This is a genomic window from Ensifer adhaerens (genome assembly GCF_028993555.1).
GTDB lineage: Bacteria > Pseudomonadota > Alphaproteobacteria > Rhizobiales > Rhizobiaceae > Ensifer > Ensifer adhaerens_I.
In genome coordinates, this window is the sequence record NZ_CP118611.1 from 1,624,621 (window position 1) to 1,648,229 (window position 23,609).

General features: G+C 62.8%; 19 protein-coding genes. 2 read left to right on the forward strand and 17 right to left on the reverse strand.

What is annotated here, in order from left to right:
- Positions 1–31 precede the first annotated feature (31 nt).
- The 7 genes from PWG15_RS27555 to PWG15_RS27585 all read right to left on the reverse strand — a co-directional run bounded on the left by PWG15_RS27555 (position 32) and on the right by PWG15_RS27585 (position 10,397).
- Positions 32–2,041, reverse strand: coding sequence for a putative 2-aminoethylphosphonate ABC transporter permease subunit (locus PWG15_RS27555; RefSeq protein ID WP_275027228.1), 2,010 nt, complete (start codon positions 2,039–2,041; stop codon positions 32–34).
- 8 nt (positions 2,042–2,049) lie between these two features.
- Positions 2,050–3,225: a putative 2-aminoethylphosphonate ABC transporter ATP-binding protein gene (locus tag PWG15_RS27560; RefSeq protein WP_275024693.1), complete on the reverse strand. Its 1,176-nt coding sequence runs from the start codon at positions 3,223–3,225 to the stop codon at positions 2,050–2,052.
- A gap of 84 nt (positions 3,226–3,309) precedes the next feature.
- Positions 3,310–4,332 (reverse strand): putative 2-aminoethylphosphonate ABC transporter substrate-binding protein, encoded by a 1,023-nt coding sequence (locus PWG15_RS27565; RefSeq protein ID WP_425536771.1) that lies wholly within the window; start codon positions 4,330–4,332, stop codon positions 3,310–3,312.
- A 364-nt stretch (positions 4,333–4,696) separates the two neighbouring features.
- The gene (gene phnY, locus PWG15_RS27570) at positions 4,697–6,151 is read right to left on the reverse strand and encodes a phosphonoacetaldehyde dehydrogenase (protein ID WP_275024694.1); all 1,455 of its coding nucleotides are present in this window, start codon (positions 6,149–6,151) and stop codon (positions 4,697–4,699) included.
- 10 nt (positions 6,152–6,161) lie between these two features.
- Positions 6,162–7,424 (reverse strand): phosphonoacetate hydrolase, encoded by a 1,263-nt coding sequence (phnA, locus tag PWG15_RS27575; protein WP_275024695.1) that lies wholly within the window; start codon positions 7,422–7,424, stop codon positions 6,162–6,164.
- 15 nt (positions 7,425–7,439) lie between these two features.
- A complete protein-coding gene (locus PWG15_RS27580; RefSeq protein WP_275024696.1) occupies positions 7,440–8,642 on the reverse strand; it encodes a 2-aminoethylphosphonate--pyruvate transaminase in 1,203 nt (400 codons plus the stop codon).
- Between the two features lie 102 nt (positions 8,643–8,744).
- Positions 8,745–10,397 (reverse strand): Na/Pi cotransporter family protein, encoded by a 1,653-nt coding sequence (locus tag PWG15_RS27585; RefSeq protein ID WP_275024697.1) that lies wholly within the window; start codon positions 10,395–10,397, stop codon positions 8,745–8,747.
- A gap of 116 nt (positions 10,398–10,513) precedes the next feature.
- Here PWG15_RS27585 and PWG15_RS27590 point away from each other — a divergent pair, with 116 nt between their 5' ends.
- Positions 10,514–11,386 (forward strand): LysR substrate-binding domain-containing protein, encoded by an 873-nt coding sequence (locus PWG15_RS27590; RefSeq protein ID WP_275024698.1) that lies wholly within the window; start codon positions 10,514–10,516, stop codon positions 11,384–11,386.
- Positions 11,387–11,393: 7 nt separating this feature from the next.
- Here PWG15_RS27590 and pta read toward each other — a convergent pair whose 3' ends face one another.
- From pta to tauA, 8 genes are all read right to left on the reverse strand, one after another.
- A complete protein-coding gene (pta, locus tag PWG15_RS27595; RefSeq protein ID WP_275024699.1) occupies positions 11,394–12,419 on the reverse strand; it encodes a phosphate acetyltransferase in 1,026 nt (341 codons plus the stop codon).
- The gene (locus PWG15_RS27600; protein WP_275024700.1) at positions 12,419–13,456 is read right to left on the reverse strand and encodes a YeiH family protein; all 1,038 of its coding nucleotides are present in this window, start codon (positions 13,454–13,456) and stop codon (positions 12,419–12,421) included. The genes pta and PWG15_RS27600 overlap by 1 nt, the downstream gene beginning before the upstream one ends.
- Before the next feature lie 73 nt (positions 13,457–13,529).
- Positions 13,530–15,305 (reverse strand): sulfoacetaldehyde acetyltransferase, encoded by a 1,776-nt coding sequence (gene xsc, locus PWG15_RS27605; RefSeq protein WP_275024701.1) that lies wholly within the window; start codon positions 15,303–15,305, stop codon positions 13,530–13,532.
- Positions 15,306–15,340: 35 nt separating this feature from the next.
- Positions 15,341–16,741, reverse strand: coding sequence for an NAD(P)/FAD-dependent oxidoreductase (locus tag PWG15_RS27610; protein ID WP_275024702.1), 1,401 nt, complete (start codon positions 16,739–16,741; stop codon positions 15,341–15,343).
- 17 nt (positions 16,742–16,758) lie between these two features.
- Entirely contained in the window at positions 16,759–17,145 is a 387-nt protein-coding gene (locus tag PWG15_RS27615) for a nuclear transport factor 2 family protein (RefSeq protein WP_275024703.1), read from the reverse strand.
- A 113-nt stretch (positions 17,146–17,258) separates the two neighbouring features.
- On the reverse strand, positions 17,259–18,086 hold the full coding sequence (locus tag PWG15_RS27620) for an ABC transporter permease subunit (RefSeq protein WP_275024704.1): 828 nt from the start codon (positions 18,084–18,086) through the stop codon (positions 17,259–17,261).
- Positions 18,079–18,891 carry a taurine ABC transporter ATP-binding protein gene (locus tag PWG15_RS27625; protein WP_275024705.1) on the reverse strand — a complete coding sequence of 271 codons (813 nt, stop codon included), beginning with the start codon at positions 18,889–18,891 and terminating at the stop codon, positions 18,079–18,081. The genes PWG15_RS27620 and PWG15_RS27625 overlap by 8 nt, the downstream gene beginning before the upstream one ends.
- Positions 18,892–18,975: 84 nt before the next feature.
- A complete protein-coding gene (gene tauA, locus PWG15_RS27630) occupies positions 18,976–19,992 on the reverse strand; it encodes a taurine ABC transporter substrate-binding protein (protein ID WP_275024706.1) in 1,017 nt (338 codons plus the stop codon).
- 136 nt (positions 19,993–20,128) lie between these two features.
- Between tauA and PWG15_RS27635 the strand changes: the two genes are divergently transcribed.
- The gene (locus tag PWG15_RS27635) at positions 20,129–21,643 is read left to right on the forward strand and encodes a MocR-like pyridoxine biosynthesis transcription factor PdxR (protein WP_275024707.1); all 1,515 of its coding nucleotides are present in this window, start codon (positions 20,129–20,131) and stop codon (positions 21,641–21,643) included.
- Between the two features lie 91 nt (positions 21,644–21,734).
- Here the strand turns inward: PWG15_RS27635 and PWG15_RS27640 are convergent, their stop codons facing one another.
- Positions 21,735–22,925: a cystathionine beta-lyase gene (locus PWG15_RS27640; RefSeq protein WP_275024708.1), complete on the reverse strand. Its 1,191-nt coding sequence runs from the start codon at positions 22,923–22,925 to the stop codon at positions 21,735–21,737.
- Between the two features lie 40 nt (positions 22,926–22,965).
- The gene (locus PWG15_RS27645; RefSeq protein ID WP_275024709.1) at positions 22,966–23,562 is read right to left on the reverse strand and encodes a 2-hydroxychromene-2-carboxylate isomerase; all 597 of its coding nucleotides are present in this window, start codon (positions 23,560–23,562) and stop codon (positions 22,966–22,968) included.
- Positions 23,563–23,609: the final 47 nt, after the last annotated feature.

Genomic DNA, 23,609 nt, shown 5'->3' on the forward strand with positions numbered 1-23,609 from the left:
AGGCGCATCGAGTTGTTGGCCGGCAAACGGATTAGCGCCAGGCCTGGGTGCGGGCGAGCGGTCCGCGCGCGATCAGCGCGTGGACAAGCTTGGCCGCGACATTGGTGTAGAAGATCATCATGCCCATGGCCGCGGCCGGCGCTATGTCGCCGGCATCGTCCATGTTGAGCACCGCGACCGAGGCAAGCTTGGTATCCGTCGAATAGAGGAATACCACCGCCGAGACCGTCGTCATCGCGTTGACGAAGAGATAGATCGCGATGTTGAGGATCGCCGGCAGGCAGACCGGCACCGTGACCCGGAAGAACAGCCGGTGGAACGGCTGCTTGAGCGAGGCAGCGACGGATTCGAACTCCGGATCCATCTGCTTCAGCGCCGTCAGCGCCGTCAGATGCGCGACCGTATAGAAGTGCGTCACAGTCGACACGACCAGGATCGCCATCGTGCCGTAAATCGGGTGCAGTGGATTGGCCGGATTGTTGAAGAAGAAGATATAGGCAAGCCCGAGCACCATGCCGGGCACGGCCATCGGCATCATCGCCAGGAAATGGAAGACGCCGCGGCCGAGGCGAAAACCGTCGGCCTTTTCCACCATATAGGCGCCGGCGAAGACGACGACCGAGCCGAACAGTGCCGTCAAAAGCGCGAGCCGGATCGAATTGCTGTAGGCAGCCCAGCCTCCGCCGTCCATCAGGTCGAAAGCGAAGTTCTTGGACGTCAGTGTCAGGTCATAGGGCCAGAACTTCACCACCGCTGCGATCTGGCACATGGCGATCATGCCGAGGATGAAGAGGCTGACGAGGCAGGCAAAGGCAAAGCAAAGCCCATCCGCGCGAGCATTGCGTTTCGGCGTATAGGGTACCGCACGCGCCGACAGCAGCGCCACCTGCCGCTTCTGCATGTGCCGGTCGACGACAAAGGCAAGCACTGCCGGTACCAGCAGGATGACGGAGACGACAGCGCCCATCTCGAAATTCTGCTGCCCGATCACCTGCTTGTAGATGTCGACGGCCAGCATGCCGTACTGCCCGCCGATCACCTTGGGCAAACCGAAGTCGGTGATGACAAGCGTGAAGACGACGAAGGCAGCAGAGACGATACCGAAGCGCGCGCCGGGGACCGTTACAGTCGTGAAGGTGCGCCACTTGCTGGCTTTGAGCGACGCGGCAGCCTCATAGTGCCGGGCATCGGCAATGGAGAGCGCCGTCAGGATGATCAGAAAGGCGTGCGGCAGGGTGAAGAAGATCGAGCCGATGACGATGCCGATCGGCCCGTAGATCGAATAGCCGAGGAGCCAATCCCTGAAGATGCCCTGGTTGCCGAAGAGATAGACGAGCGCAATGCCCGGCAGCAGCGACGGCACGAGGATCGGGATCGTCAGGATGCCGCGGAACAGACCCTTGAGCGGCATGCAGCTGCGCGTCAGGCCATAGGCAAGCGCAAAGGCGATCGAGATCGTGAACACCGTGCTGATTACCGCCATCAGCACGGAATTGTAGATCGACTGCGCAAGCGCAGGCGTCGAGAAATAGGTGGTGAAGTTCGTGAAACCCAGCGCGCGCGCAGGGCGCAGCACGACGCGCCGGAACGTGCCGGAATCGTATTCCCGCCACTCCGTCCCCTTTTCGAGCGTGGAGCCGACGAGGAAGGCCGCATCGTCGGTCGTGCCGCGAATGCGGTAGTGGACCGGACTGCGGAACTTGAAATCCAGGAAGAATTTTGTGGCCGCCAGCCGTCCGTCGGAATTGCTGGAAAGCTCGGCCTCCGTCACTGCCCCGAGCTCTCGATTGAGATCGGCGGCACGGACGACAGGCCCCCAGTTCGCCCCCGTTTCGTCGCTCACCTGGAATTCGAAAGCCGAAAGCTCGAACCGGTAGGTCGACAGCGACTTCGACAGCATGACGAAGAGCGGCGCGCCGAGCGCGACCACCAGATAGAGCCCGATGACCGCCATGAAGCCGAGCTTGATGCGGTCGTCCCGCGAGGCTTGCTGGCGCAAACGCTTGCCGATCAGGGGAAGATGGGGCGCTTCGAGGACCATGTTCATCGTCACGCACCCCTCGGATAAAGCAACAGGCGCTCGCGCGGGATTTCCACCTGAATGGCACCACCCGTTTCGATGCTGAGGCGCCTGACGGCATTGACGGAGAAATCGGCGACGAGCGTCCGCTCGCCGAGGCGTGGTGCGGTGAGGCGCGTGCGCCAGAACATGCCGAGGAACTCCATCTCGCGCACCTCGGCGTCGATCAGGTTCTGCGGTGTTGTCGGCCGGTCGCTCCCGTTGGCGGCATGCGCATCGGCGCCGTGCGGGATAATGTCCACCGGGCGGACAACGGCGGTTGCCGCGTGGCCCGTCAAGAAATCCTCCGTCGAGCAGCGGAAGGCCGAGTGGCCGATCTCGACCTCGCCATCGCCGGCAACCCGTGCCGGGAACTGGTTGGTCTCGCCGATGAAGTCGGCGACGAACAGCGTTTCGGGGTGGCGGTAGATGTCGGTGGGCGAGCCGACCTGCTCGATGACGCCGTGGTTCATCACGACGATGCGGTCGGCCATGGCGAGCGCCTCTTCCTGGTCGTGGGTGACCATGATGGTGGTGACGCCGAGCTTTCTTTGCAGCGCCTTGATCTCGTGGCGAAGATGCACGCGGACCTTGGCGTCGAGCGCTGACAGCGGCTCGTCAAGCAGCAGCAGCCCCGGTGAGATGGCGATGGCGCGGGCAAGCGCGATGCGTTGCTGCTGGCCGCCGGAAAGCTGGGCCGGATACTTCTTGCCATGGGCCGACAGGCCGACCGTCTCCAGCAATTCGGCCACACGGGATGCGACCCCCGCCTTCGAGCGGCCGGTATTTTCCAGGCCGAAGGCGATGTTCTGCTCGATCGTGAGATTGGGGAAGAGCGCATAGGACTGGAAGACGATGCCGTAGTCGCGACTGGAGGCCGGCAGCGTCGAAATGTTGCGGCCGTCCTGCAGGATGGTCCCTTGCGTCTGCAGGTCGAGACCGGCGATTGCCCGAAGCAACGTCGTCTTGCCGCAGCCGGAGGGCCCAAGGAAACAGACGAACTCGCCCCTGCCGATCGACAGTGAAATGTCGCGCAGCGCGACGAAATCGCCATAGGTCTTCCAGAGATCCGAGATCTGCAGGTATGGAGCCGGCTCCGCGGCCGCGTCATCGGCGAAGTGCTGACGGCTGGTGGGCGTCGGTTCGATCGACAGGGCATGCCTCATCTGCAAGCTCCGCTGGCTTGAGGGATTTCTTTAAGAGAATGCGATCGGGCGCAGCGCGATCGCGCTACGCCCGGACGATCAGGCTCAGCTCTTCGGCTCGGACTTGGCGTCGTAACGCTTCTGCCATTCCTTGAGGATTTCCGCGCGGTTGTTGGCGGCCCATTCGAAATCGTTGACGATCATCCTGGAAGCAATGTCGTCGGGCAGGTGCTCGACCTGCTTGGCGACACCCGGATAGGCAACGACGGCATAACCGGCATTGTACATCTCGTTGGCTTCCTTGGTGACCGACCAGTCGACGAGCGTCTTGGCCGCTTCGAGGTTCGCCGTGCCGGCGATGATCGCCGTCGCCTCCGCCTCCCAGCCAGAGCCTTCCGCGGGGAAGATGATGTCGATCGGCGCGCCCGCACTCTTGGCCTTGGCGCCCGGGAATTCGAAGGACACGCCAATCACCGCCTCGCCGGCGCCTGCCATCTTGCACGGCTTGGAGCCGGAATGGGTGTAGGCGGAGATGTTCTGGTGGAGCTTGTCCATGAAGTCCCAGGCCTTCTCCTCACCCCACATCTGCATCCAGCCCGAGACGTCGAGGAAACCGGTACCCGAGGATGCCGGGTTCGGCATCACCACATGGCCCCTGTATTCGGGCTTCGTCAGGTCTTTCCAACTCGTCGGCGGCGTGAGGCCGAGCTTTTCACCCTCGACCGTGTTGTAACAAAGGGCTGCGACATAGGCGTCCATGCCGACCCAGCTCGGCGGCGTGTCCTTGTCGACGAATTTCGGGTCGAGCGCCTCGACGCCCTTGGGCTGGTAAGGCTCCAGCATGCCTTCGGTTTTAAGCAGAAGCAGCGAGGTGGCGGCGAGCCCCCAGACGACGTCCGCCTGCGGATTGTCCTTTTCGGCAAGCAGCTTGGCGGTCATGACGCCGGTGGAATCGCGCACCCAGTTGATCTTGATATCCGGGTGGGCCTTTTCGAACGTCGCCTTGTAGCGGTCGAGGTCGACGGCTTCGACGGCGGTGTAAACGGTGAGCTGCGTTTCAGCGGCAGCGATGGCAGGAAGCACAGCGGAAACGGCGCCGGCAAGCACAAAGAGCATGCGTCTGTTCATGATTGAAGTTCTCCTCTGAGGTCCTGGTAAAACCGGGGAAGCGCGGCGGGCAATCTTGTCGTTACCCTCTTGTGATCGGCTTCGGGAAGCATTCTGCGCAGCGGTTTCCTGTAAGTAAAATTTATTATTCTTATCGATCAGAAGATTAAAACTATGGGTGCTCTGCCGCAGAACTGGGCATGACAAGCCGCAATTGATCAAGGCGATGGCAGCTTTCAATACAACTTCGCACGATCTGCTGACTGAAGAGGCAGATCTAAGATTGCGCTCCGATGACGATGCTGTGAGACGCACCGGACCATAAAAAAGGGAGCCGCCAAGGGCAGCTCCCAAAGGGGTGAATCAGCGGGGGAAACGCTTCAGATCACCATGGCAAGGAGAATGTCTTGACGTTGGTAAAGCTCTTCATCGCCTCGATGACGCCTTCCTTGTAGCCGTTGCCCGAATCCTTGATGCCGCCGAAGGGGCTCATTTCGATGCGGTAGCCCGGCACTTCCCAGATGTTGACGGTGCCGACCTTCAGCCCGGCGATGTACTTCTGCATGCGCCGGAAATCGTTGGTGCAGACGCCGGAGGAAAGACCGAAGGCCGTCGAGTTGGAAAGCGCGATCAGCGCATCGTCGTCATCGGGTGCCCGTACGATCGGAATGATTGGCGCAAAGGTTTCCTCCATCACCAGCTCGCTCGAATGCGCGACGCGGTCGACCACGATCGGCGGCAACAGGGCACCCTTCCGGCCGGGGTTGTAGAGGATCTCCGCCCCCTCTTCCGCCGCCTTCAACACGCGCTGTTCGAACACTTCCGCCGCGCGGGCATGCACGACAGTTCCAAGTTCGGTCGCCCGGTCCATCGGATCGCCGAACTTCAGCTTCTTTGCCCGCTCCAGCACCAGCGGCACGAAGCGATCGGCGACGCTCTCCTGGCAGAGAATGCGTTTGACCGCCGTGCAGCGCTGGCCAGAATTCTTGGTCGCACCGGCCACGGCGAGATCCGCCGCTCTGGCGAGGTCGTCGTCGGAGAGATCGTTGAGGATGATCAGCGGGTCGTTGCCGCCAAGCTCCAGCACCTGCCGCTTGTAGTGGGCGTGCGCGGCAATCAGCTTGCCGACTGGAACGCTGCCGGTAAAAGTGATGAGGTCGAAGTTCGGGTTGTTGATCATCTCCATGCCGATATCGGCGGGCCAGCCGGTGACGACCGAGAGCATTTCGGGCGGCAGGCCGGCTTCATAGAGGATGTCGGCAAAGATCAGCGCCGTCATCGGCGTCAGTTCGGTCGGCTTCAGGACGACGCAATTGTTGGTCGCGACAGCCGGCGCCACCTTGTGTGCCACCATGTTGAGCGGATGGTTGAAGGGCGTGATCGCCGAAATGGCGGTCAAGGGTTCACGGGTGGTGAAGATCTTGCGCGCCTTGCCGTGCGGGGTGAGGTCGCAGGAGAAGATCTCGCCATCGTCGTGGATGCACATCTGCCCGGAGAGCGTCAGCACGTCGAAGGCGCGACCCACTTCGTAAAGCGAATCCTGCTTGGAGATGCCGAGCTCCAGCGTGATCAGATCGGAAATCTCCTCCTTGCGGGCGACGAGCAGGTCCGCGGCCTTGAGCAGGATGCGCTGACGCTCGTAGCGTGTCAGCTTCGGCTGGTAGGCCGCGGCGATCTCGAAGGCCTTGCGGGCATGCTCGGCGTTGCCCGCAGGTACCGTGCCGATGACGGCATCGTTGAAGGGATAGCGCACCTCGATGCGCCCCTCGGTATCAACCGCCTTGCCGGCGATCCGCATCGGCTCGTGGCGAATGGCGAACGTCGTTTCCACCTTGGTCATCGCGTCCTCCCTAGTGTGCAGCCTGTGCCGCTGCGACGAGCGCGTAGAAGAACGCGTCGAAATTGCGCAGCGTGCCCGCCGTCTGAAGTTCGGGAAGCTTGCGGTTGGCGATGAACGGCACCTCCTGTTCGGTTAGCCCACCATGCGAGCGCAACGGCTCGTTGAGAGCTGCGAGATCGTGGCGGTGCTCACTGGTGCCGAGCGTCTTGTTTTCGGTCGAGATCAGCACGAGGTCGCCGATGCGGTCGTCGGGAAGCTCGAAGCGCACGCAGGCCTCCGGGCGTGTAAGGACGACATCGATACCCTCGATCGCCTTCAGGAGCTCGATGATTTCTTCCTTGTCGGCGCCTTCCGGCAGGTATGCCGTGGCAAAGGAGCCGAGCGCGCCATGATGCACGACATAGGGGTCGGTGATCGGCAGGATCACGCGCGCGGCGTCCTTGCCGAGCCATTGATCGAGCAGGTCCTGGACATAGACGACGTCGGGTGAACCGTCCGCCTTGTGTTTCGGCTTCATGCCGTGGTCGGCGGTGACGATGATCGCGGCACCGAGCGCATCCAGTTCGGTCAGGTACTTGTCGAACATCTCATAAAAGGAATTCGCCTGCGGCACGCCCGGCGCATATTTGTGCTGCACATAGTCGGTCGTCGTCAGGTACATGACGTCAGGACGGAACTCCTTCAGGAGCTTGACGCCGGCGGCAAAGACGAACTCGGAGAGATCAGCCGAATAGACTTCCGGCACCGGCCGGCCGAGCCAGGCCGAGGCATTGTCGAGACCATTTTCCGCCTTCGTCGTCTTGTCAGACTTTTCCGAGGAGAAGCAGATCGCCCTGCCCTCGTCGAACTTGAGGCCGTGGCCGAGAAGCGCGCGCAACTTGTCCTTCGCCGTTACCACGGCCACCTTTGCACCGGCATCGTAAAACGCCTTGAAGATGGTGGGCGCGCGCAGGAAACGCGGGTCGTTCATCATCACTTCGTTGCCGGTCTGCGGCTCATAGAGATAGTTGCCGCAGATGCCGTGGATCGCCGGCGGCCGGCCGGTGGCAATGGAAAGATTGTTCGGGTTGGTGAAGCTCGGAATAACGCTCAGCGCCGTGCGCTCCGTGCCGGTCTTGCGAATGCGCTCGAGCGTCGGCATCAGCCCGGCTTTGATGGCCTCGTCGAGATAGGCCGGCTCGCAGCCGTCGAGGCAGATGGCGATGGCCGGAACCTTCGGCCACGGATAGGTGCGGCGGTTGGCGGTGACGGTGATCTTGGACATCTGGTTCATTGCAATTTCCTTTGTTCAGGCGGCGAGACGGCGGCGTTCTTCAAGGGCGACGGCCGGCGGGGCGGCGCTGTCGACGCCCATTTCATTGAGGGATTCACGAGCGGCTGCGACCACGCGGCGCATGACATGTTCGTCCATGCGACCGATGCAGCCGACGCGGAAACTGTCGACCACAGTCAGCTTGCCCGGATAGATGATGAAGCCCTTGTCCTTCATCAGGTCGTAGAAACGATCGAAGGCGAAGGCGGGATGGGCCGGGCTGAAGAAGGTGACGATGATCGGCGACAGCCACTGGTCGGCGAGCAGCGTCTCGAAGCCGGCCTCACGCATGCCGGCGACCATCACGTCGCGGTTGCGGGCATACCGCCCGCCGCGCCCGGCGACCCCACCTTCTTCGCGGTGCAGCCGCAGTGCTTCGAGGAAGGCCGCGACCACATGGGTTGGCGGCGTGAAGCGCCACTGGCCGGTCTTGTTCATGTAGTCCCACTGGGCGTGCACATCGAGGCTCAGCGAATGGCTGCGGCCTTTGGCAGCCTCCAGCTCGTTCTTGCGGGCGATGACGAAGCCGAAACCAGGCACCCCCTCGATGCACTTGTTGGCGGAGGAGACGATCGCCTCGTAGCGGAAGTCGTTGACGCCAGCGGGCACGGCGCCGAAGGCGCTCATGGAATCGACCAGCAGCTTGCGGCCTCGGGAGTAAACAGTGTCGGAGATCTCCTTCAGAGGATTGAGAATGCCGGAACTGGTCTCGCAATGGACGACAACGACATGGGTGATCGCCGGGTCGGCATCAAGGGCGGCTGCGACTTCCGGACCGCGCGGCGGCATGTAGTCGCCCTTGTCGATCGTCACGTGGTCACGGCCGAGATAGGCAAGCGTCTGGGCGATGCGCTTGCCATAGGCACCATTCATCAGCACCAGCACCTTGCCGTCCTTCGGAACGAAGCTGCCGAGCATGGCCTCGACGGAAAACGAGCCGCTGCCCTGCATCGGCACGCAATCGAACTCGCCCTTGGTATCGCCGGCAATGTCGAGCAACTCGCGGCGAAGCTTCGCCGTCATCGCCCGGAAGTCTCCATCCCAGGAGCCCCAGTCCCGCAGCATGGCTTCCTTGACCTCGTAGGCCGTTGTCAGCGGGCCGGGCGTAAGCAGATAGGGCTCGCCCAGCCTCGGCGTTTCCAGGGGCGCGATGGTTTTTTCAGAAGCGGTGTTTGGCATTGTCCGTCCTCGCGGTTGGCGTGTTCGAGAACGACAATGGGGCGGAAACATATATCTGTAAAATCGTTCTTTTGTATGAATATATCGATTTCATTTATACATCTAAGCCGCGGGCACGAGACGGCTTTCGAGCAGGTCACCGCTCTCGCGCAGGCGCGGATAGGCCATGGTGGTGACCAGAGAATTGACCTCCTTCAGCGCCCGGACGATCTCCAGGTGCATGTCACTCGAGAGGATGCTCGCCGCCACACCTTGCCGGAGCCGCTCCAAGTGACTCTTGCTGCTCTCCTCGACGAGCCGACGCACATGCTCCTTCTGCCGGACCATCTCGCGGGCAATCACCGGATCGGGCGACACGAGGAGATTGGCCGCGAGCCTGACGTTGGAAGACACGGCCGCGTGCAGCAGGGTGAGCTCTCGCCACCCATCGTGTGAGAAGGCGCCCGCCCCCTCCAGCCGCTCCTCGGCCATTTGCAGCAGGTTTTTCGCGACCACGTCGCCGGCATATTCCAGGTGGATCGCCGCCTCCGTGAGCTCGATGCCGCGTCGTGACTGCTCTTCCGTGAGGATGCCGCGGTTGACGGCGGCGATGTACAGCTTGATCTCGCTATGTGCGCGATGGATGTCGCCGTCGATGCAGCGCAGCGCCTTGACCGCCTGCGGCGTCGGCGAGTGGATGACGGTCATGACCGGTTCCAGCATGCGGGCGATGAGATTGCCCATGTGCAGCACCTCGCGCGCCGCGGCCGCAAGCGCCTGTGCCGGCTTGTCGATGAGTCCACGGTCGAGTGCGGTGACATGGACCGATCGGTCGCCAGTCCCGGCGGCGTCCGGCATGAGCAGCCGGACAAGGCGCGCCATCGACCCGCAGGAGACTGTCCCGACGAGTACGAGCGCGGCATTGAAAAGCACATGCAGGTTGACGAGTTTTGCGGCGGCCGTCCCGCCCGGAATCCAGCCGAAGGGGGCATGAACCGAGAAAAGGCCGAAAACCGCTGCGCCGAACAGCGCGCGATAGAGCAGGTTTCCGAGCGGCAAGCGTCGGCCCTCCACCGGCAGGCCGCGTGTCAGCCAGAGCGCGATCAACCCACCGCCGACATTCACCCCGAGAACAAGCGGAATGCCGATCTCGACAGGTACGATGCCCTTCGCAGCAAATGTCAGGATCAGGAGGATCGCGGCCACGCTCGAATGCAACGCCCAGGTAAAAAGCGCCGCGAGGATCACCACCGTCAGCGCGTCCTTGCCAACAAAAGCAACGATAGACGGAAGGAGGGGACTTTGCGCTAGCGGCTGCGTTGCATGGCCGATCATCTGCAGCGACAGAAGCAAAAGGCCGATGCCAAGCACTGCGCGTCCGGCTTCGACCGCCTTGCGGCTCGATGACTTCAGATGCACGAGGCCGCCGGCCGCAATCATAAGAGGCGCCAGCCAATGCAGGTCGAAAGACAGAATCTTGACGACGAGCGCCGAGCCGAGATCGGCGCCAAGCAGCACCGCGAGGCCGATATCGAGCGCCAATGCACCGCTGACGGCAAAGCCGGCTGCAAGCATGGCAACGGCCGTCGAACTCTGCAGCGCAATTGCCACGACGCAGCCGCAGGCGGCAGCGCGTGGCCGGCCGCCGGCGCCGCCGACGGTGCGCGCGACGATATCGCCCGCGGCCGCTTCGACGCCCATTTTCACCAGACTCACGGCGTAGAGCAGAAGGACAGTGGCGGCGGCAAGTTCGAGGGCGACAGCCGGGAGGTTCATGCGCGCACTCCGCAAAAGGATGGAATCCGAAAACTATCCTTTGCCGCTTTACATAAATCAAATCGTTCGTTTTAATAAAACCATAGACCAAATCTATCGTCGGGGGCGTCGTCCGCATGCGCTATGTCCAGCTTCGCGCCTTTCACAACGTCGCTATCCACGGCGGCTTCTCGCGTGCGGCTGAGGCGCTGTTCCTCACCCAACCTGCGGTCTCCGACCAGGTGCGAAAACTTGAAGAAGAGTATGACGTCCTGCTCTTCAACCGGAACAAGAAGCAGGTAACGCTGACCCAGGCCGGCCAGCAACTTCTGGAAGTCACACGTCGCATGTTCGACGTCGAGCAGCAGGCACTGGATCTGCTGTCGGAATCGCGGGCGCTGAGGGCCGGGAAGCTTCGCATCGTGGCGGACGCCGCCCACCACCTGCTGCATATCCTTGCCGCCTTCCGGCGCACCTATCCGACCGTGCAGGTCTCGATCGATTCCGGCAATACCGAGACAGTCATCACCAGCCTGCATGCCTACGAGGCGGACATCGGCGTTCTCGGCGAGATCCCGCAATCGAGCGATTTCGACATCCTGAAACTGAACTCCACGCCGATCATCGCTTTCGCCAGCCGCGACTATCCCCTTGCCGCACAGAAGACCGTGACTTTCTCTGATCTCGCCAAGCATCCGCTGGTCATGCGCGAACAGGGCTCCAAGACCCGGCAGAAGCTGGAAGCCATGGCCGAACAATGCGGCGTGCCGCTAACGCCTCTCATCGAAGCCGAGGGGCGCGAGGCCGTGCGCGAGATCGTGGCCGCCGGCGGCGGGGTTGGCTTCGTCTCCTCGGCCGAGTTCGGCCAGGACAATCGCCTCGTACCCATCCGGATCGCCGCGCCGGAAATGCTGATGGACGAAGCGCTGATCTGCCTGCGCGAACGCAGCAACGGGAAGCTCGTCAGCGCCTTCTTCGAGATCGCACGCAGTCTTGCAAAGGCGGCGTGAACAGCGCTCACCTGGGCTCCGCCGCCCCACCCGACTGCCCGCCAGTAGCCTGAACAACGGTCACGGCGATCATGTGGAAAACATCGTCGACATTGCAACCGCGCGAGAGATCGTTGGCCGGTTTTGCCAGCCCCTGCAGGATCGGGCCGATGGCCGCGGCGCCGCCGATCCGCTGGGCGATCTTGTAGCCGATATTGGCCGCATCAAGGTTCGGGAAGACGAAGACATTTGCCTCGCCGTGCAGCTCCGAATTGGGTGCCTTGGCCGCGCTGACGGCCTCGACGAAGGCGCTGTCAAACTGCAGTTCGCCGTCAATCGTGAGACCGGGTGCGGCCGCATGCGCAAGCCTTGTTGCCTCCACCACCTTGGAAACCCGTTCGTGTGCGGCACTGCCGGCGGTCGAAAAGGAGAGCATCGCCACCTTTGCAGGTTTTCCCGCAAGCGCCTCGAAGGATCCCGCCGACGTGACCGCTATATCGGCAAGACCCTGAGCATCGGGGTCCACCACCAGTCCGCAATCCGCGAAGACGAAAGCGCCCTTCTTGGCGTGATGCGGTGCGCACAGCATCATCAGGAAGAAACTCGACACCAGGCCTACACCCGGAGCGCGGCCGATCGTCTGGAGCGCGGCACGCACCGTATCGGCGGTGGTTGCCACCGCGCCTCCGACCGTACCGTCGGCCTTGCCTTCCCGCACCATCATCGCGGCAAAGACGAGCGGCGATTGCACCGCCTCGGCTGCCGCATTTTCGTCGACACCCTTGTTTCGGCGCAGTTCGTGGTAGGCAGCCGCAAGTCGGGGGGTGAAAGGAGACAATACCGGATCCTCGATGCGGATCTCGCCCGGATGTCCGCCGGCGACGGCCAGCCTTTCTTCAACGACTGTACGATTTCCTATGAGCGTAATCTCGGCGATGCCCGCGCGCACGGCACGCAAGGCTCCCTCGACGATGCGCGGGTCTTCCCCCTCGGCGAGAACGATATGGCGCGGCGCGGCTTTCGCAGCTTCGAGAATACGGTCGAGCGGTTTCATCAGGCGTGCCCCAGATAGTGAATGCCGACGAGGATGAAGAGGGCAATGAAGACGGTTTCGGCGACGATGAGCGCGACGGCGTCGCCGCCGACGTCGAGAACGCGGCGAAGCGACGTCCGCATGCCGACGGCGACGATGCCGGCAAGCAGCGCCCAGCGCGAGGTTTCCATGCCGGCCTTGGCAACCAGTTCGGGCACGAAGCCGAAAGAGTTGAGCGCCGCAAAGATCAGGAAGGCGACGACGAAGCCGGGCAGAAGCGGCGGGCGCTGGCCGGTCTCGCCCTCGGGCTGAGGAACATGGCGCAGCGACAGCGAGAAGATGAGCACGACCGGCGCCAGCATGGTGACGCGGATCAGCTTGACGAGCGTTGCCGTCTCGCCCGCCTCCGGCGAGACGGAAAAACCCGCACCGACGACCTGTGCGACATCATGGATGGTGCCGCCGAAGAAGATGCCGGTCGCCCGCGCATCGAGCCCCATGGTTTGGGCGATGATCGGATAGGCGATCATCGCGAGGGTGGAAAGGACCGTGACCGAAAGCACCGTGAAGATCAGGTTGCGCTCGGAAAACTCGTTCTTAGGCAGCACGGCGGCAATTGCCATTGCCGCCGACGCGCCGCAAATGGCGACAGATCCGCTGGTGATGAGTGCCAGCCGCCAGCCGCGGCCGAGCAGTTTTGCGGCAAGCAGGCCAAATCCGATGGTGGCCGCAATCGCCGAGATGAGCAGCAGGATCGTGCCGGCGCCGAGCCCGATCAGAAGATCGACGCTGATGCGCATGCCGAGCAGCGCCACGCCGATGCGCAGCACCTTCTTGGCGCAGAAATCGATGCCGGCGACGCAGCGCCCTTCCTCCGACAGAAAATGAAAGGCGATGCCGAGCAGGAGCGCCATCAGCATGGCCGGGGCGCCATAGTGGTCGGAGAGGAACTGGGCGGCGACGGCAACGGCCGCAGTGACGGCGAAGCCCGGCCAGGAGGTCGCAAAGCCGGAGGGCACGCTGCGGAAACGTTCGTGGACAGAGGCGGTGAAGGTCATGGTGTCAATCCGGTCGCTTGCGGGAAGCTGCCCGCCCGGGCTCACCGGGCGGGCATCTGGCAATCGGGCAGGCCTAGGCCCGTTTTTGCGGGCGCATGTCGGCGCGGTCGATGCCGGCAACCGGCACCGGCTTTTTCATCGCATCGCGACGGAAAGGCTCACCGAGCTCCTGGTTGAGGATGACTTCGATGAAGGTCGTCACACCGTTCTTCTGATCGGCGATCGCGTTGGAAAGAGCCTCGGTGAGCGCTGCCGTCGTGTTGACGGCTACACCCTTCAGACCACAGCCTTCCGCCACCTTCGCGTAAGAGAGGTTGGGGTTGAGCTCGGTGCCGACGAAATTGTTGGCGTACCAGAGCGTCGTGTTGCGCTTTTCAGCACCCCATTGGTAATTGCGGAAGATCACCATGGTGATCGCTGGCCAGCCCTCGCGGCCGATCGAGCCCATTTCATTCATGGAGATGCCGAAGGCGCCATCGCCGGCAAAACCGACCACCGGCACGTCAGGGCAACCGATCTTGGCGCCGACGATCGACGGGAAGCCGTAGCCGCAGGGACCGAACATGCCCGGTGCGAGATACTTCCGCCCCGCCTCGAAGGTCGGATAGGCATTGCCGATCGCGCAGTTGTTGCCGATGTCGGTCGAGATGATCGCTTCCTTCGGCAGGGCCGCCTGGATTGCCCGCCAGGCCTGGCGCGGCGACATGCGGTTCGGCTCGCGCGACCTGGCGCTCTCGTTCCATTCCGTGCCCGGATCGTCGTCCTCGTGGTCCATCGAGGAGAGCTGCTGCTGCCAGGCCGAACGGGTCTGGTGGATGGTCGCCTTGCGCTCCTCGCGGCCGGCATCGCCGGCAGACGGCGAGAGCAGTTCGAGGATCTGGCGGGCAACCTGCTTGGCATCGCCGCAGATGCCGACCGACACCTTCTTGGTGAGGCCGATCCGGTCGGCGTTGATGTCGACCTGGATGATCGAGGCGTTCTTCGGCCAGTAATCGATGCCGTAACCGGGAAGCGTCGAGAACGGATTGAGCCGGGTACCGAGCGCCAGCACGACGTCGGCCTTGGAAATCAGCTCCATCGCCGCCTTCGAGCCGTTGTAACCGAGCGGGCCGACCGAAAGCCGGTGGCTGCCGGGGAAGGCATCATTGTGCTGGTAGCCGCAGCAGACCGGCGCATCGAGCCGCTCGGCAAGCTTCATGGAATCGGAAATCGCATTGCCGATGACGACGCCGGCACCATTGAGGATGACCGGGAATTTCGCCTCCGATAGCAGCTTTGCGGCCTCGGCGATCGCCTGCGGACCGCCGGCCGGGCGCTCGAAGCGGACGATCGCCGGCAGGTCGACGTCGATCACCTGGGTCCAGTAGTCGCGCGGGATGTTGATCTGCGCCGGCGCGCAGCCGCGCCAGGCCTTTTCGATGACGCGGTTCAGCACCTCGGGGATGCGCGAGGGATCGCGCACCTCTTCCTGATAGCAGACCATTTCCTCGAACATCGCCATCTGGTCGACTTCCTGGAAGCCGCCCTGGCCGATCGTCTTGTTGGCGGCCTGCGGCGTCACCATCAGAAGTGGCGTGTGGTTCCAGTAGGCGGTCTTGATCGCGGTGATGAAGCCGGTGACGCCTGGGCCATTCTGGCCGATCGCGACCGACATCGTGCCCGTCGCACGGCTGAAGCCGTCCGCCATCATGCCGGCATTGGTCTCGTGGGCGCAGTCCCAGAACTTGATACCGGCCTTCGGGAACAGGTCCGACACCGGCATCATCGCCGAGCCGATTATGCCGAAAGCATGTTCGAGGCCATGCATCTGCAGAACTTTGACGAAGGCTTCCTCGGTGGTCATTTTCATGGGGTGGTTCCTTTCCTGGCAGTGATTTCAGTGTGTTAGAGGATCTCGTCACGGAGGTAGTACCAGCGGTACATTCCCCATTGGCCAAGCCTTCGGAACGGCGTCAGCAGCCCGTGGCCCGGAAGGGACGAAGTGAAAATGGGAAGGTCGAGGCCGCCGCCCTTGCCGGCGACCATCTGGGCCATGCGACGCCCGGCCTGGGCGGAGTACATCACGCCATTGCCGCCATAGCCCATGGCGTAGAACAGCCTCTGGGTCGGGTCCGGCTGGAAGATGCGCGGCATCATGTCGTGGCTGACATCCACCCACCCCCACCAGGAGTAGTCGATGTCGATGCCGCGAAGAGCCGGGAACTTGCGATAGAGACCGGCGAGAAGCAGTTCGAGGTGTTTCGGATTGCCGGCGTCGCGCCCGGTGATGGCGCTGCGGCTGCCGATCTGCACCCGTCCGTCCGGCAGCATGCGATAGTAATGACGCAGCGTGCGCGTGTCGGTGAGCGGGATGCGCGCCTTGAAATTCAGCGCCTTCTGCTCACTATCCGTCAGCGGCCGGGTGACGATCGAGTTCGACAGGATCGGCATCAACCTGTGGCGGGTGAGCGCGTTCATGCCGGGTGACGTATAGCCGGCGGTGGCGATGCAGACGGCGCGCGCCTTGACCGTTCCGCCGGGCGTCGTCAGATAGTGCACGCCACCCTTGGCGGTGCACTCAAGCACCGGGCTCGAGGTGTGCACCTTGGCGCCCAGCCTGCGCGCGAGCCTCAGATAGCCGAAGGCGAGCTTGGCCGCGTGAATGCCCATGCCGTCGGGCTCATACATCGCGCCGCGCGCTTCCTCGTCACGGACGAAATCGCGATGGATTTCGTCGCGGGAAACCATGCGGGCGCGATAACCGAAGGTGTCGTTGAGGACGCGCACCTCGCTTTCGAGCACCGGCAGCATCTTGTCGCGATGGGCGATATAGAGATGGCCGCCGTCCTGGGGGTCGCAGTTGATCTCCGGCTCGCGGATCAGCGAACGAAAGAGGTCGAAGCCCTCGGAAATCTCGGCGTGCATCTTGCGGGCGACGTCGACGCCCCAGCGGGCGATCCATTGCGATCGCTTCAGCCGGCCGGCGGAAATCTGCGCCTGGCCGCCGTTGCGGGTGCTGCAGCCCCAGGCAACGCCATTTGCTTCAAGCACCGTCGCCTTGATGCCGTGCTCGCGCGCCAGATGGATGGCGCAGGAGAGACCGGTGTAACCCGAGCCGATGATGGCGACATCGACATCGATGTCGCTCGTGACGGGGCCGTCATCCTCCGGTTCCGGGCCGGCAGTGCCGATCCAGTAGGTCGGCGCATAGTCCTTGCCCGTGCCGGGGCTACGGGCATGGTTGGGGTCGTAGGCCGGATCGAACGGCTCTCTCGCAGGCTTCAGGGGAGTGGCGCGCAGTTGCATGGCTTTCGCTCCAGCCGTCAATAGCGGGGTTGCAGGACCGGGCGGTTCTTGCGGAACGCCTGCTTGCGCACGATCTTGCCGTCGCGGAAGGTGAAGAGATCGCAGCCCTCTGCCTCGATGCGGCTGCCATCGGCGGCCGTGCCCGAGAAGGTCCATTCGGATACACCGCGATCACCCTCGACGAAGTGGCTGTGATTGCCCCATTCGGCATCCGGCATCGATGTCCAGACGCCGCTGAAGGCGTCGGCGATCGCCTCGGTACCTGTGAAGCGGTTGCCGTAGACCTCTGGCCCTCCGACCGCGTTGAACACGCAGTCGTCTGCGAAGAAGTGCATGACCCCATCGATGTCGTGCCGGTTGAAGGCATCGAACAAGGTTTTGAGATCGGTTGCGGAGAGTGTCATCGTCCTGTCCTTTGGTTTTGGTCGCAGGGCATGGCTTCGCCGGAGACGGGGAACACCGTCTTTCAGGGCTGCCAGGCCGGGGTACGAATGGAGTGTCGGAGCGGTCGCCTAAGCTAGAGGCGGCCCTTCCAGGGGATCAGCACCTTTTCGAGGTAGCGGATCAGAAGATCGAAGGCGAAGGCGAAGATGCCGATGATGAAGATCCCCATGATCACCGTATCGCTTTCGAGGTTCTCAGCCGCGTTCAGAACCATGAAGCCAAGGCCCCGGTTCGCGGCGACCATTTCAGCCGCCACCAGCGTGGTCCAGCCGACGCCGATGCCTATGCGCATGCCGGTGAAGATCTCGGGCAAGGCTGCCTTCATGATCACCTGGCTGATCACCTGTCCGCGGGTGGCGCCCATCGCATAGGCCGCGTGGATCTGCTCAGTGGAGACCGAACGCACCCCTGCCCTTGCGGCAATCGCCATCGGCGCGAAGATCGCCAGGTAGATCAGGAACACTTTCGGGAACTCGCCAATGCCGAGCCAGATGATCACCAGCGGCAGATAGGCGAGCGGCGGCAGCGGCCGGTAGAATTCGATGATCGGATCGAACAGGCCCCGCACGACACGATTGACGCCCATGAGGATGCCGATCGGCACCGCGGTTACCAATGCCAGCAGGAAGGCGCCGAAGACACGGCCGATACTGGCGAGCGTATGCTCGATCAGCGTCGAGTTCGAAACCCCGTCGGTCAGCGCCAGCACGAACTTGTCCCAGACCGCCAGCGGCGACGGCAGGAAGAGCGGCTTGACCCAGCCGGACTCGGTCACGAGGAACCAGAGGGCGACGATCACAATCGTCGTCGAAAGACTGATCAGGCCGCTGCTTCCGTCACCCGGAGCGCCGAAGATCTTGCCGGCCTTTACGGGCTTTGCGCGTGTCACTCTGTCAAGCATGGGCCACCTCCGGGTTGCCGGACGCACGTTCGTCGCCATAGATGATGCCGAGCACCTCCTCGCGCATGCGGATGAATTCCGGGCTGGACTTGATCGCGCGGGCATTGCCCTCGGCAAGGAAACGCTTGTTGAAATTGAGCTCGTAGGTGTGGGTGATGCGCCCCGGGCGCGGCGACATCACGATTAGCCGCGAGCCGAGGAACAGCGCTTCCTCGACGCTGTGGGTGATGAAGAAGAACATCTTGTTGGTGAGCTTCCAGACTTTCAGAAGCAGTTCCTGGATCGTCTCGCGCGTCAGTGCGTCGAGTGCCGCCATCGGCTCGTCCATCAACAGCATGGCCGGGTCGCAGGTGAGCGCCCGCGCAATGCCGACGCGCTGCTGCATGCCGCCCGAAAGGTGATAGATCATATGACGGTGGAAGTCCTGCAGACCGACCAGAGCAAGGTTCTTGGTGGCAAGCTCCCGCCGGGTCGCCTTGTCGACGCCACGCAGCTTGAGGCCGAACTCGGTGTTCTCGATGACGTTCAGCCACGGCAACAGCGCGTGCTTCTGGAAGACCACGCCGCGCTCGGCTCCCGGTCCGTTCACCTGGTGGTTGCCAAGCGTGATGTCGCCCTCCGAGGGGGCCATGAAGCCCGCCATCAGGTTGAGCAAGGTCGTCTTGCCGCAGCCCGAAGCTCCGAGAGCGACAACGAAATCGCCGCTGTTGATGGTGAGGTTGACGCCTTTCAAGGCGATGATCGCCTGGTCCGAGTACAGGCCCGGGTAGGTCAGACTGATGTTCCTGACGCTCAATGTTTCCATGAGAAATGCCTCCCTGCACCTCGGTCACGGTCTATGGTGGTGCGCCGGCCGCTCCTTGAGGGCCGGCGCAATCGACAGCTTAGATTATTGCGCAGCTGCCTTGGCAAAGTCGGCGTTGACGTAAGGCGCGTAGTCGTCGAGTGACTGGCTGATCTGCTTCTGCTCGACGAGGAACTTGGCGCTTTCGGTCAGGGCGCGCGTGGCGCCGCCGCCGAGCCAGACCTCCGAGGCCTGTTCATCCGCGTTCGGGAACGAAAGAAGACGCAAGGCTTCCACCGTGCTCGGTCCGTCGCCCCCGATCAGCTTGACGATGCCTTCTACTTGCGGCGATTCCTCCGTCCATGCCGCCTTGTTGGCGTTGTAGTCGGCATAGGCGTCGGCCAGAACCTTGGTGAAGGCTTCCATGAGCTTCGGGTTCTCCGCGGCCCAGGCCTTGTCGGCCACCAACCCGTCGAAGGTCGGCACGCTCGCCGCACCGATCACCTCGGAATCCGAGATCATCTTGCCGGTCTTCTGGATTTCGGAAAGTGCCGGCGGCCAGACATAAGCGGCATCGATATCGCCGCGTTGCCAGGCGGCAACGATCTGCGGCGGCTTCAGATTGAGGATTTCCACTTCGCGCGGGTCGACGTTCCAGACCTTGTTCATGCCGACCAAGAGATGAAAGTGCGAGGTCGAGACGAAGGGCACGGCAACCTTCTTGCCCTTGAGGTCCGCAGGCGTTTCGATGCCCGACCCGTCGCGCGCAACCAGCGCCTCCGACTGGCCGATATTGTCGAGGATCCAGAAGAGCTGCAGTTCAACGCCGCGTGTGGCGGCAGCGGCCGTGCCAGTGGAACCGAGAACGGCGATCGGCACGTCGCCGGAGGCGAGCGCCGTGGTGATGTCGCCCGCCGAGCTGAACTGGCGCCAGTCGATCGAGTAGCCTGCTTCCTTCGCGGCTGCGTCGAAGCGACCGTCGGCGATCGCGGCCACGAACGGGCCGACGATCTGCTGATAGCCGACGACGAGCTTCGTCTCCGCGTAAGCCACGCCGGATGCCGCAAGGCTCGCCACAATGCTGGCGGCGGCGGCCAATCGTTTGAAATGTCCATTTAGCATTCTTCGTCCTCCTCTTTGTTTGTTCCCTGACCGTTTTTCCGGTCTTGCTCATGACGATAAGGCTGAGTTCCCGCTTGCGTTATATCCAGTTTGGAAGTTGAATAGATCCAGATTGACGTCGATGGAGAGCGGCGGCGTGCGGATCACGGTTTCCGAAACCATCTTCTTCATCGATCGTGAAAGCGGGATCGGGCTGCAGGCACAGTTGCGCGAGACGATCGTTTCGGCTGTGCTTGCCGGCCGGGTTCAGCCGCACGCGCATCTGCCTTCGACACGCAAGCTTGCCGACTATCTGCAGATCTCGCGCATCACGGTAACCCTCGCCTATCAGGAACTGATCAACCAAGGCTATGTCGAAGCCGTCAACCGCAGTTCCTATCGGATTGCCGGCAACCCGCCCGGCATGGATGTGGAGGGCAACCGCCCAGCCGTCGGCGCGGATCCGGTGGATTGGAGCCGCAAGATCAAGATGAATTTTGAGGTGGTGCGCCAGGTTCCGAAGCCCCTGGACTGGCGACGCTATCCGTTTCCCTTCCTCTATGGCCAGATGGACCCGACGCTGTTCGATCTTAACGCCTGGCGCGATTGCGCCCGCCGAGCCCTTGCGCGGGAAGACTTCGTGCTGATGGCGAGCGACTTCGCCGCTGCCGACGATGTGCGATTGGTCAACTACATCTGTTCGCGCACGCTGCCACGCCGCGGCATCCAGGCCTCTCCGGACGAAATCCTCGTCACCGTCGGCGCGCAGAATGCGCTCTGGATCGTAACCCGGCTGATCCTCGAAAAGGGCTCTGCCGCCATCTGCGAAAATCCTTGCCACCCGGACATCAGCGCCTCGCTGCTCCTGAGCGGCGCCGACGTCACCACCGTCGACGTCGATCGCGAAGGCCTGTCGCCGGATGCCCTGCCGGAGAAAGTCGACGCCGTCTTCGTGACGCCGAGCCACCACTCGCCGACAGGCGCGACCATGCCGGTCGACCGGCGCACCCAGTTGCTTCAAGCGGCGGAGGAAAGGGATTTCGTCATTGTCGAGGACGATTACGAGTTTGAGATCAGCTACCTCGCCCCGCCCTCGCCGGCGCTGAAGGCGCTCGATCCCTCGGGACGCGTGCTCTATATCGGCAGCTTCTCGAAATCGCTGTTTCCCGGCCTTCGGCTCGGTTACCTTGTGGCGCCTGCTCCCTTCATTCGTGAGGCACGCGCGCTACGCTCGCTGATGCTGCGCCACCCGCCTGGACATCTGCAGCGCACCGCAGCCTATTTCCTGGCGCTCGGTCACTACGATGCCGTGCTGCATCGCATGCGGACCGAATACCACAAGCGCCACGTAATTATGGCCGATGCGCTGCGTCGCGAAGGCCTGACGGTCGCAGGCTCCTCGGCCTTCGGTGGCACCTCCTTCTGGATGGAGGGACCGGAGGGGCTCGACGCCGACCGGCTGGTAAGCGAACTGCGGCCAGACGGCGTTCTGGTTGAGTCCGGCTCACCCTTTTTCCCGAAAAGCGACCAGCCCTGCCGCTATTTCCGGATGGGATACTCGTCCATTCCGAGCACCAGTATCGCCGAAGGCGTCGCCCGCGTTCGCGCCCGCATCGATGTGCTGTCTTGCCGCAACAACTCCGGAAAACCGCCAAGCAGCGAGCGGGCTTGAGCCTGCAGCGCCTCCTCGCTGCCACAGTTGCCACTCGACTGTCGCTCTCCGGTCTTTCCGGCCGAGCCCGCCTGGTTCGGCGTTCGCAATGCTAGACTGCACGAGCTGCAGCAAGCGCACGCTCCAGGTCAGCCTTGAGATCGGCGACATCCTCCAACCCAATCTGCAGGCGCAGGACCGGTCCTTCTGTCGGGACGCGTGTCACCTTGCGTTCTCCAAGGTTGACATGAAGCGCAAGGGAGGCAAACCCGCCCCACGAATATCCCAAACCAAAGATCGTAAGCGCGTCCAAGAACGCCTGGGCTTTCGCCTTGAACCTGTCTTCATGCTCGGCGCGAAGGACGAACGAGAAGACGCCGCTTGCTCCCTTGAAATCGCGCTTCCAGAGGGTATGGCCGGGAAAACTCGGCAGGCCGGGATGCAGCACGCGTGCGACGTCGTCGCGGCTTTCGAGCCAGTTGGCGATCTCAAAGGCGCTTGCCTGATGTCGCTGAAGCCGAATTCCGAGTGTCCGCAGTCCGCGCAGGACTTGATAGGCGTCGTCGGGTGCAGCACAAAGACCAAGCAACCCGTTTACCTCCTTCAAGCGCGGCCAGTGTTCGGCATTCGCCGACACAGTTCCGAACAGGATATCGGCGTGGCCGGCCGGATATTTGGTGGAGGCCTGGATGGAAACATCGACCCCGAAGTCGAGCGGCCTGAAATAGATGGGCGTCGCCCAGGTGTTATCCATCGTGACGATCGCCCCACGCCTGTGTGCCACCGCGACGATAGCGGGAATGTCCTGGATCTCGAACGTGTTGGAGCCCGGTGCTTCCGTGTGAACAAGCCGGGTATTGGGCTTGAACAGCGGTTCGATGTCCGCCCCCAGCGATGGGTCGTAGTAGTCCACTTCGATGTTGAGGCGCGCCAGCATGACGTCGCAGAACTGGCGGACATTGCCATAGACGGAATCGACGATCAGCGCATGATCTCCGGGGGCGAGATAGGCAAGCAACGGAACGGTGACGGCGGCAAGCCCGGAGGGTACAAGGATCGAGCCGGCGGCCCCCTCCAATTCGTTGACCGCGTCACACAGCGCGTCCGTCGTCGGCGTGCCGCGGGTGCCGTAGGTATATTTCTGCCCGTGCGTTTCCATCGTATGCGCGTCCGGAAAAAGCACCGTTGACCCGTGCACGACCGGTGGATTTATGAAGCCACGCTGACTGGTCGGATCATACCCCGCCTTGATCAACTGTGTTTGCGGACCCGGTTTGGCGCTGGCGCTTGCTTTGTCATTCATGATCGCATGCTCTTTGAAGGATTGAGGATCGGTTGCGAAGCTATGGTCGATCACCACCCAGATGGCGTTCCAGGAAGGACAGGTTGTCCTGTCCCCAATAGAGCTCACCATCATAGCGATAGGTCGGGAAGCCGAACACACCGCTTGCAACGGCGTGATTGCGATCATCGGCCCACTTTGCCTTGACGTCTTCATCCGCCTCGCGCCGGGCGAGCGCCGCGCCGTCAAGACCCGCGGTCCGCGCAATCGCTTCGCGCACATCCGGACTGCCGATATCCCTGGCTTCGGCCCAGAAGGCATGCTGCAGCGCGCTTGTGAGGCCGACCCAGTCCTTCCCGTCGAGAAAGGCCGCAATTACGATCAGCGATGCGGATGCCGGGTCGGCAAGTCCGCCTCGACCGTCAAGCTGAAGCGACTTTCCGCGCACTCGCGCCCACCGGGTAAGATCGCGCGTCCCATAGGCGCGGCGGACATCCGGTCGATTTCGGGAGAAAATCCCGCCATTCTCTTCGATGACGGTGGCAAGATAGGGCCTGATCTCCGCACCGTGGCGCGCGGCGAGCCCGACCAACGTATCGAAACCGATATGAGACCACGGCGAGCCGATGGAGAAAAAGTAGTCGATCGTCCTTGTCATTCCTGTATTCCTGTCTGCCATTCGTTCCACACCAGATGTGTCTCTCC

Coding starts and splice junctions, on each gene's coding strand:
- PWG15_RS27555 (WP_275027228.1), bottom strand. CDS start 2,041: ATGGTCCTCGAAGCGCCCCATCTTCCCCTGATCGGCAAGCGTTTGCGC.
- PWG15_RS27560 (WP_275024693.1), bottom strand. CDS start 3,225: ATGAGGCATGCCCTGTCGATCGAACCGACGCCCACCAGCCGTCAGCAC.
- PWG15_RS27565 (WP_425536771.1), bottom strand. CDS start 4,332: ATGAACAGACGCATGCTCTTTGTGCTTGCCGGCGCCGTTTCCGCTGTG.
- phnY (WP_275024694.1), bottom strand. CDS start 6,151: ATGACCAAGGTGGAAACGACGTTCGCCATTCGCCACGAGCCGATGCGG.
- phnA (WP_275024695.1), bottom strand. CDS start 7,424: ATGAACCAGATGTCCAAGATCACCGTCACCGCCAACCGCCGCACCTAT.
- PWG15_RS27580 (WP_275024696.1), bottom strand. CDS start 8,642: ATGCCAAACACCGCTTCTGAAAAAACCATCGCGCCCCTGGAAACGCCG.
- PWG15_RS27585 (WP_275024697.1), bottom strand. CDS start 10,397: ATGAACCTCCCGGCTGTCGCCCTCGAACTTGCCGCCGCCACTGTCCTT.
- PWG15_RS27590 (WP_275024698.1), top strand. CDS start 10,514: ATGCGCTATGTCCAGCTTCGCGCCTTTCACAACGTCGCTATCCACGGC.
- pta (WP_275024699.1), bottom strand. CDS start 12,419: ATGAAACCGCTCGACCGTATTCTCGAAGCTGCGAAAGCCGCGCCGCGC.
- PWG15_RS27600 (WP_275024700.1), bottom strand. CDS start 13,456: ATGACCTTCACCGCCTCTGTCCACGAACGTTTCCGCAGCGTGCCCTCC.
- xsc (WP_275024701.1), bottom strand. CDS start 15,305: ATGAAAATGACCACCGAGGAAGCCTTCGTCAAAGTTCTGCAGATGCAT.
- PWG15_RS27610 (WP_275024702.1), bottom strand. CDS start 16,741: ATGCAACTGCGCGCCACTCCCCTGAAGCCTGCGAGAGAGCCGTTCGAT.
- PWG15_RS27615 (WP_275024703.1), bottom strand. CDS start 17,145: ATGACACTCTCCGCAACCGATCTCAAAACCTTGTTCGATGCCTTCAAC.
- PWG15_RS27620 (WP_275024704.1), bottom strand. CDS start 18,086: ATGCTTGACAGAGTGACACGCGCAAAGCCCGTAAAGGCCGGCAAGATC.
- PWG15_RS27625 (WP_275024705.1), bottom strand. CDS start 18,891: ATGGAAACATTGAGCGTCAGGAACATCAGTCTGACCTACCCGGGCCTG.
- tauA (WP_275024706.1), bottom strand. CDS start 19,992: ATGCTAAATGGACATTTCAAACGATTGGCCGCCGCCGCCAGCATTGTG.
- PWG15_RS27640 (WP_275024708.1), bottom strand. CDS start 22,925: ATGAATGACAAAGCAAGCGCCAGCGCCAAACCGGGTCCGCAAACACAG.
- PWG15_RS27645 (WP_275024709.1), bottom strand. CDS start 23,562: ATGACAAGGACGATCGACTACTTTTTCTCCATCGGCTCGCCGTGGTCT.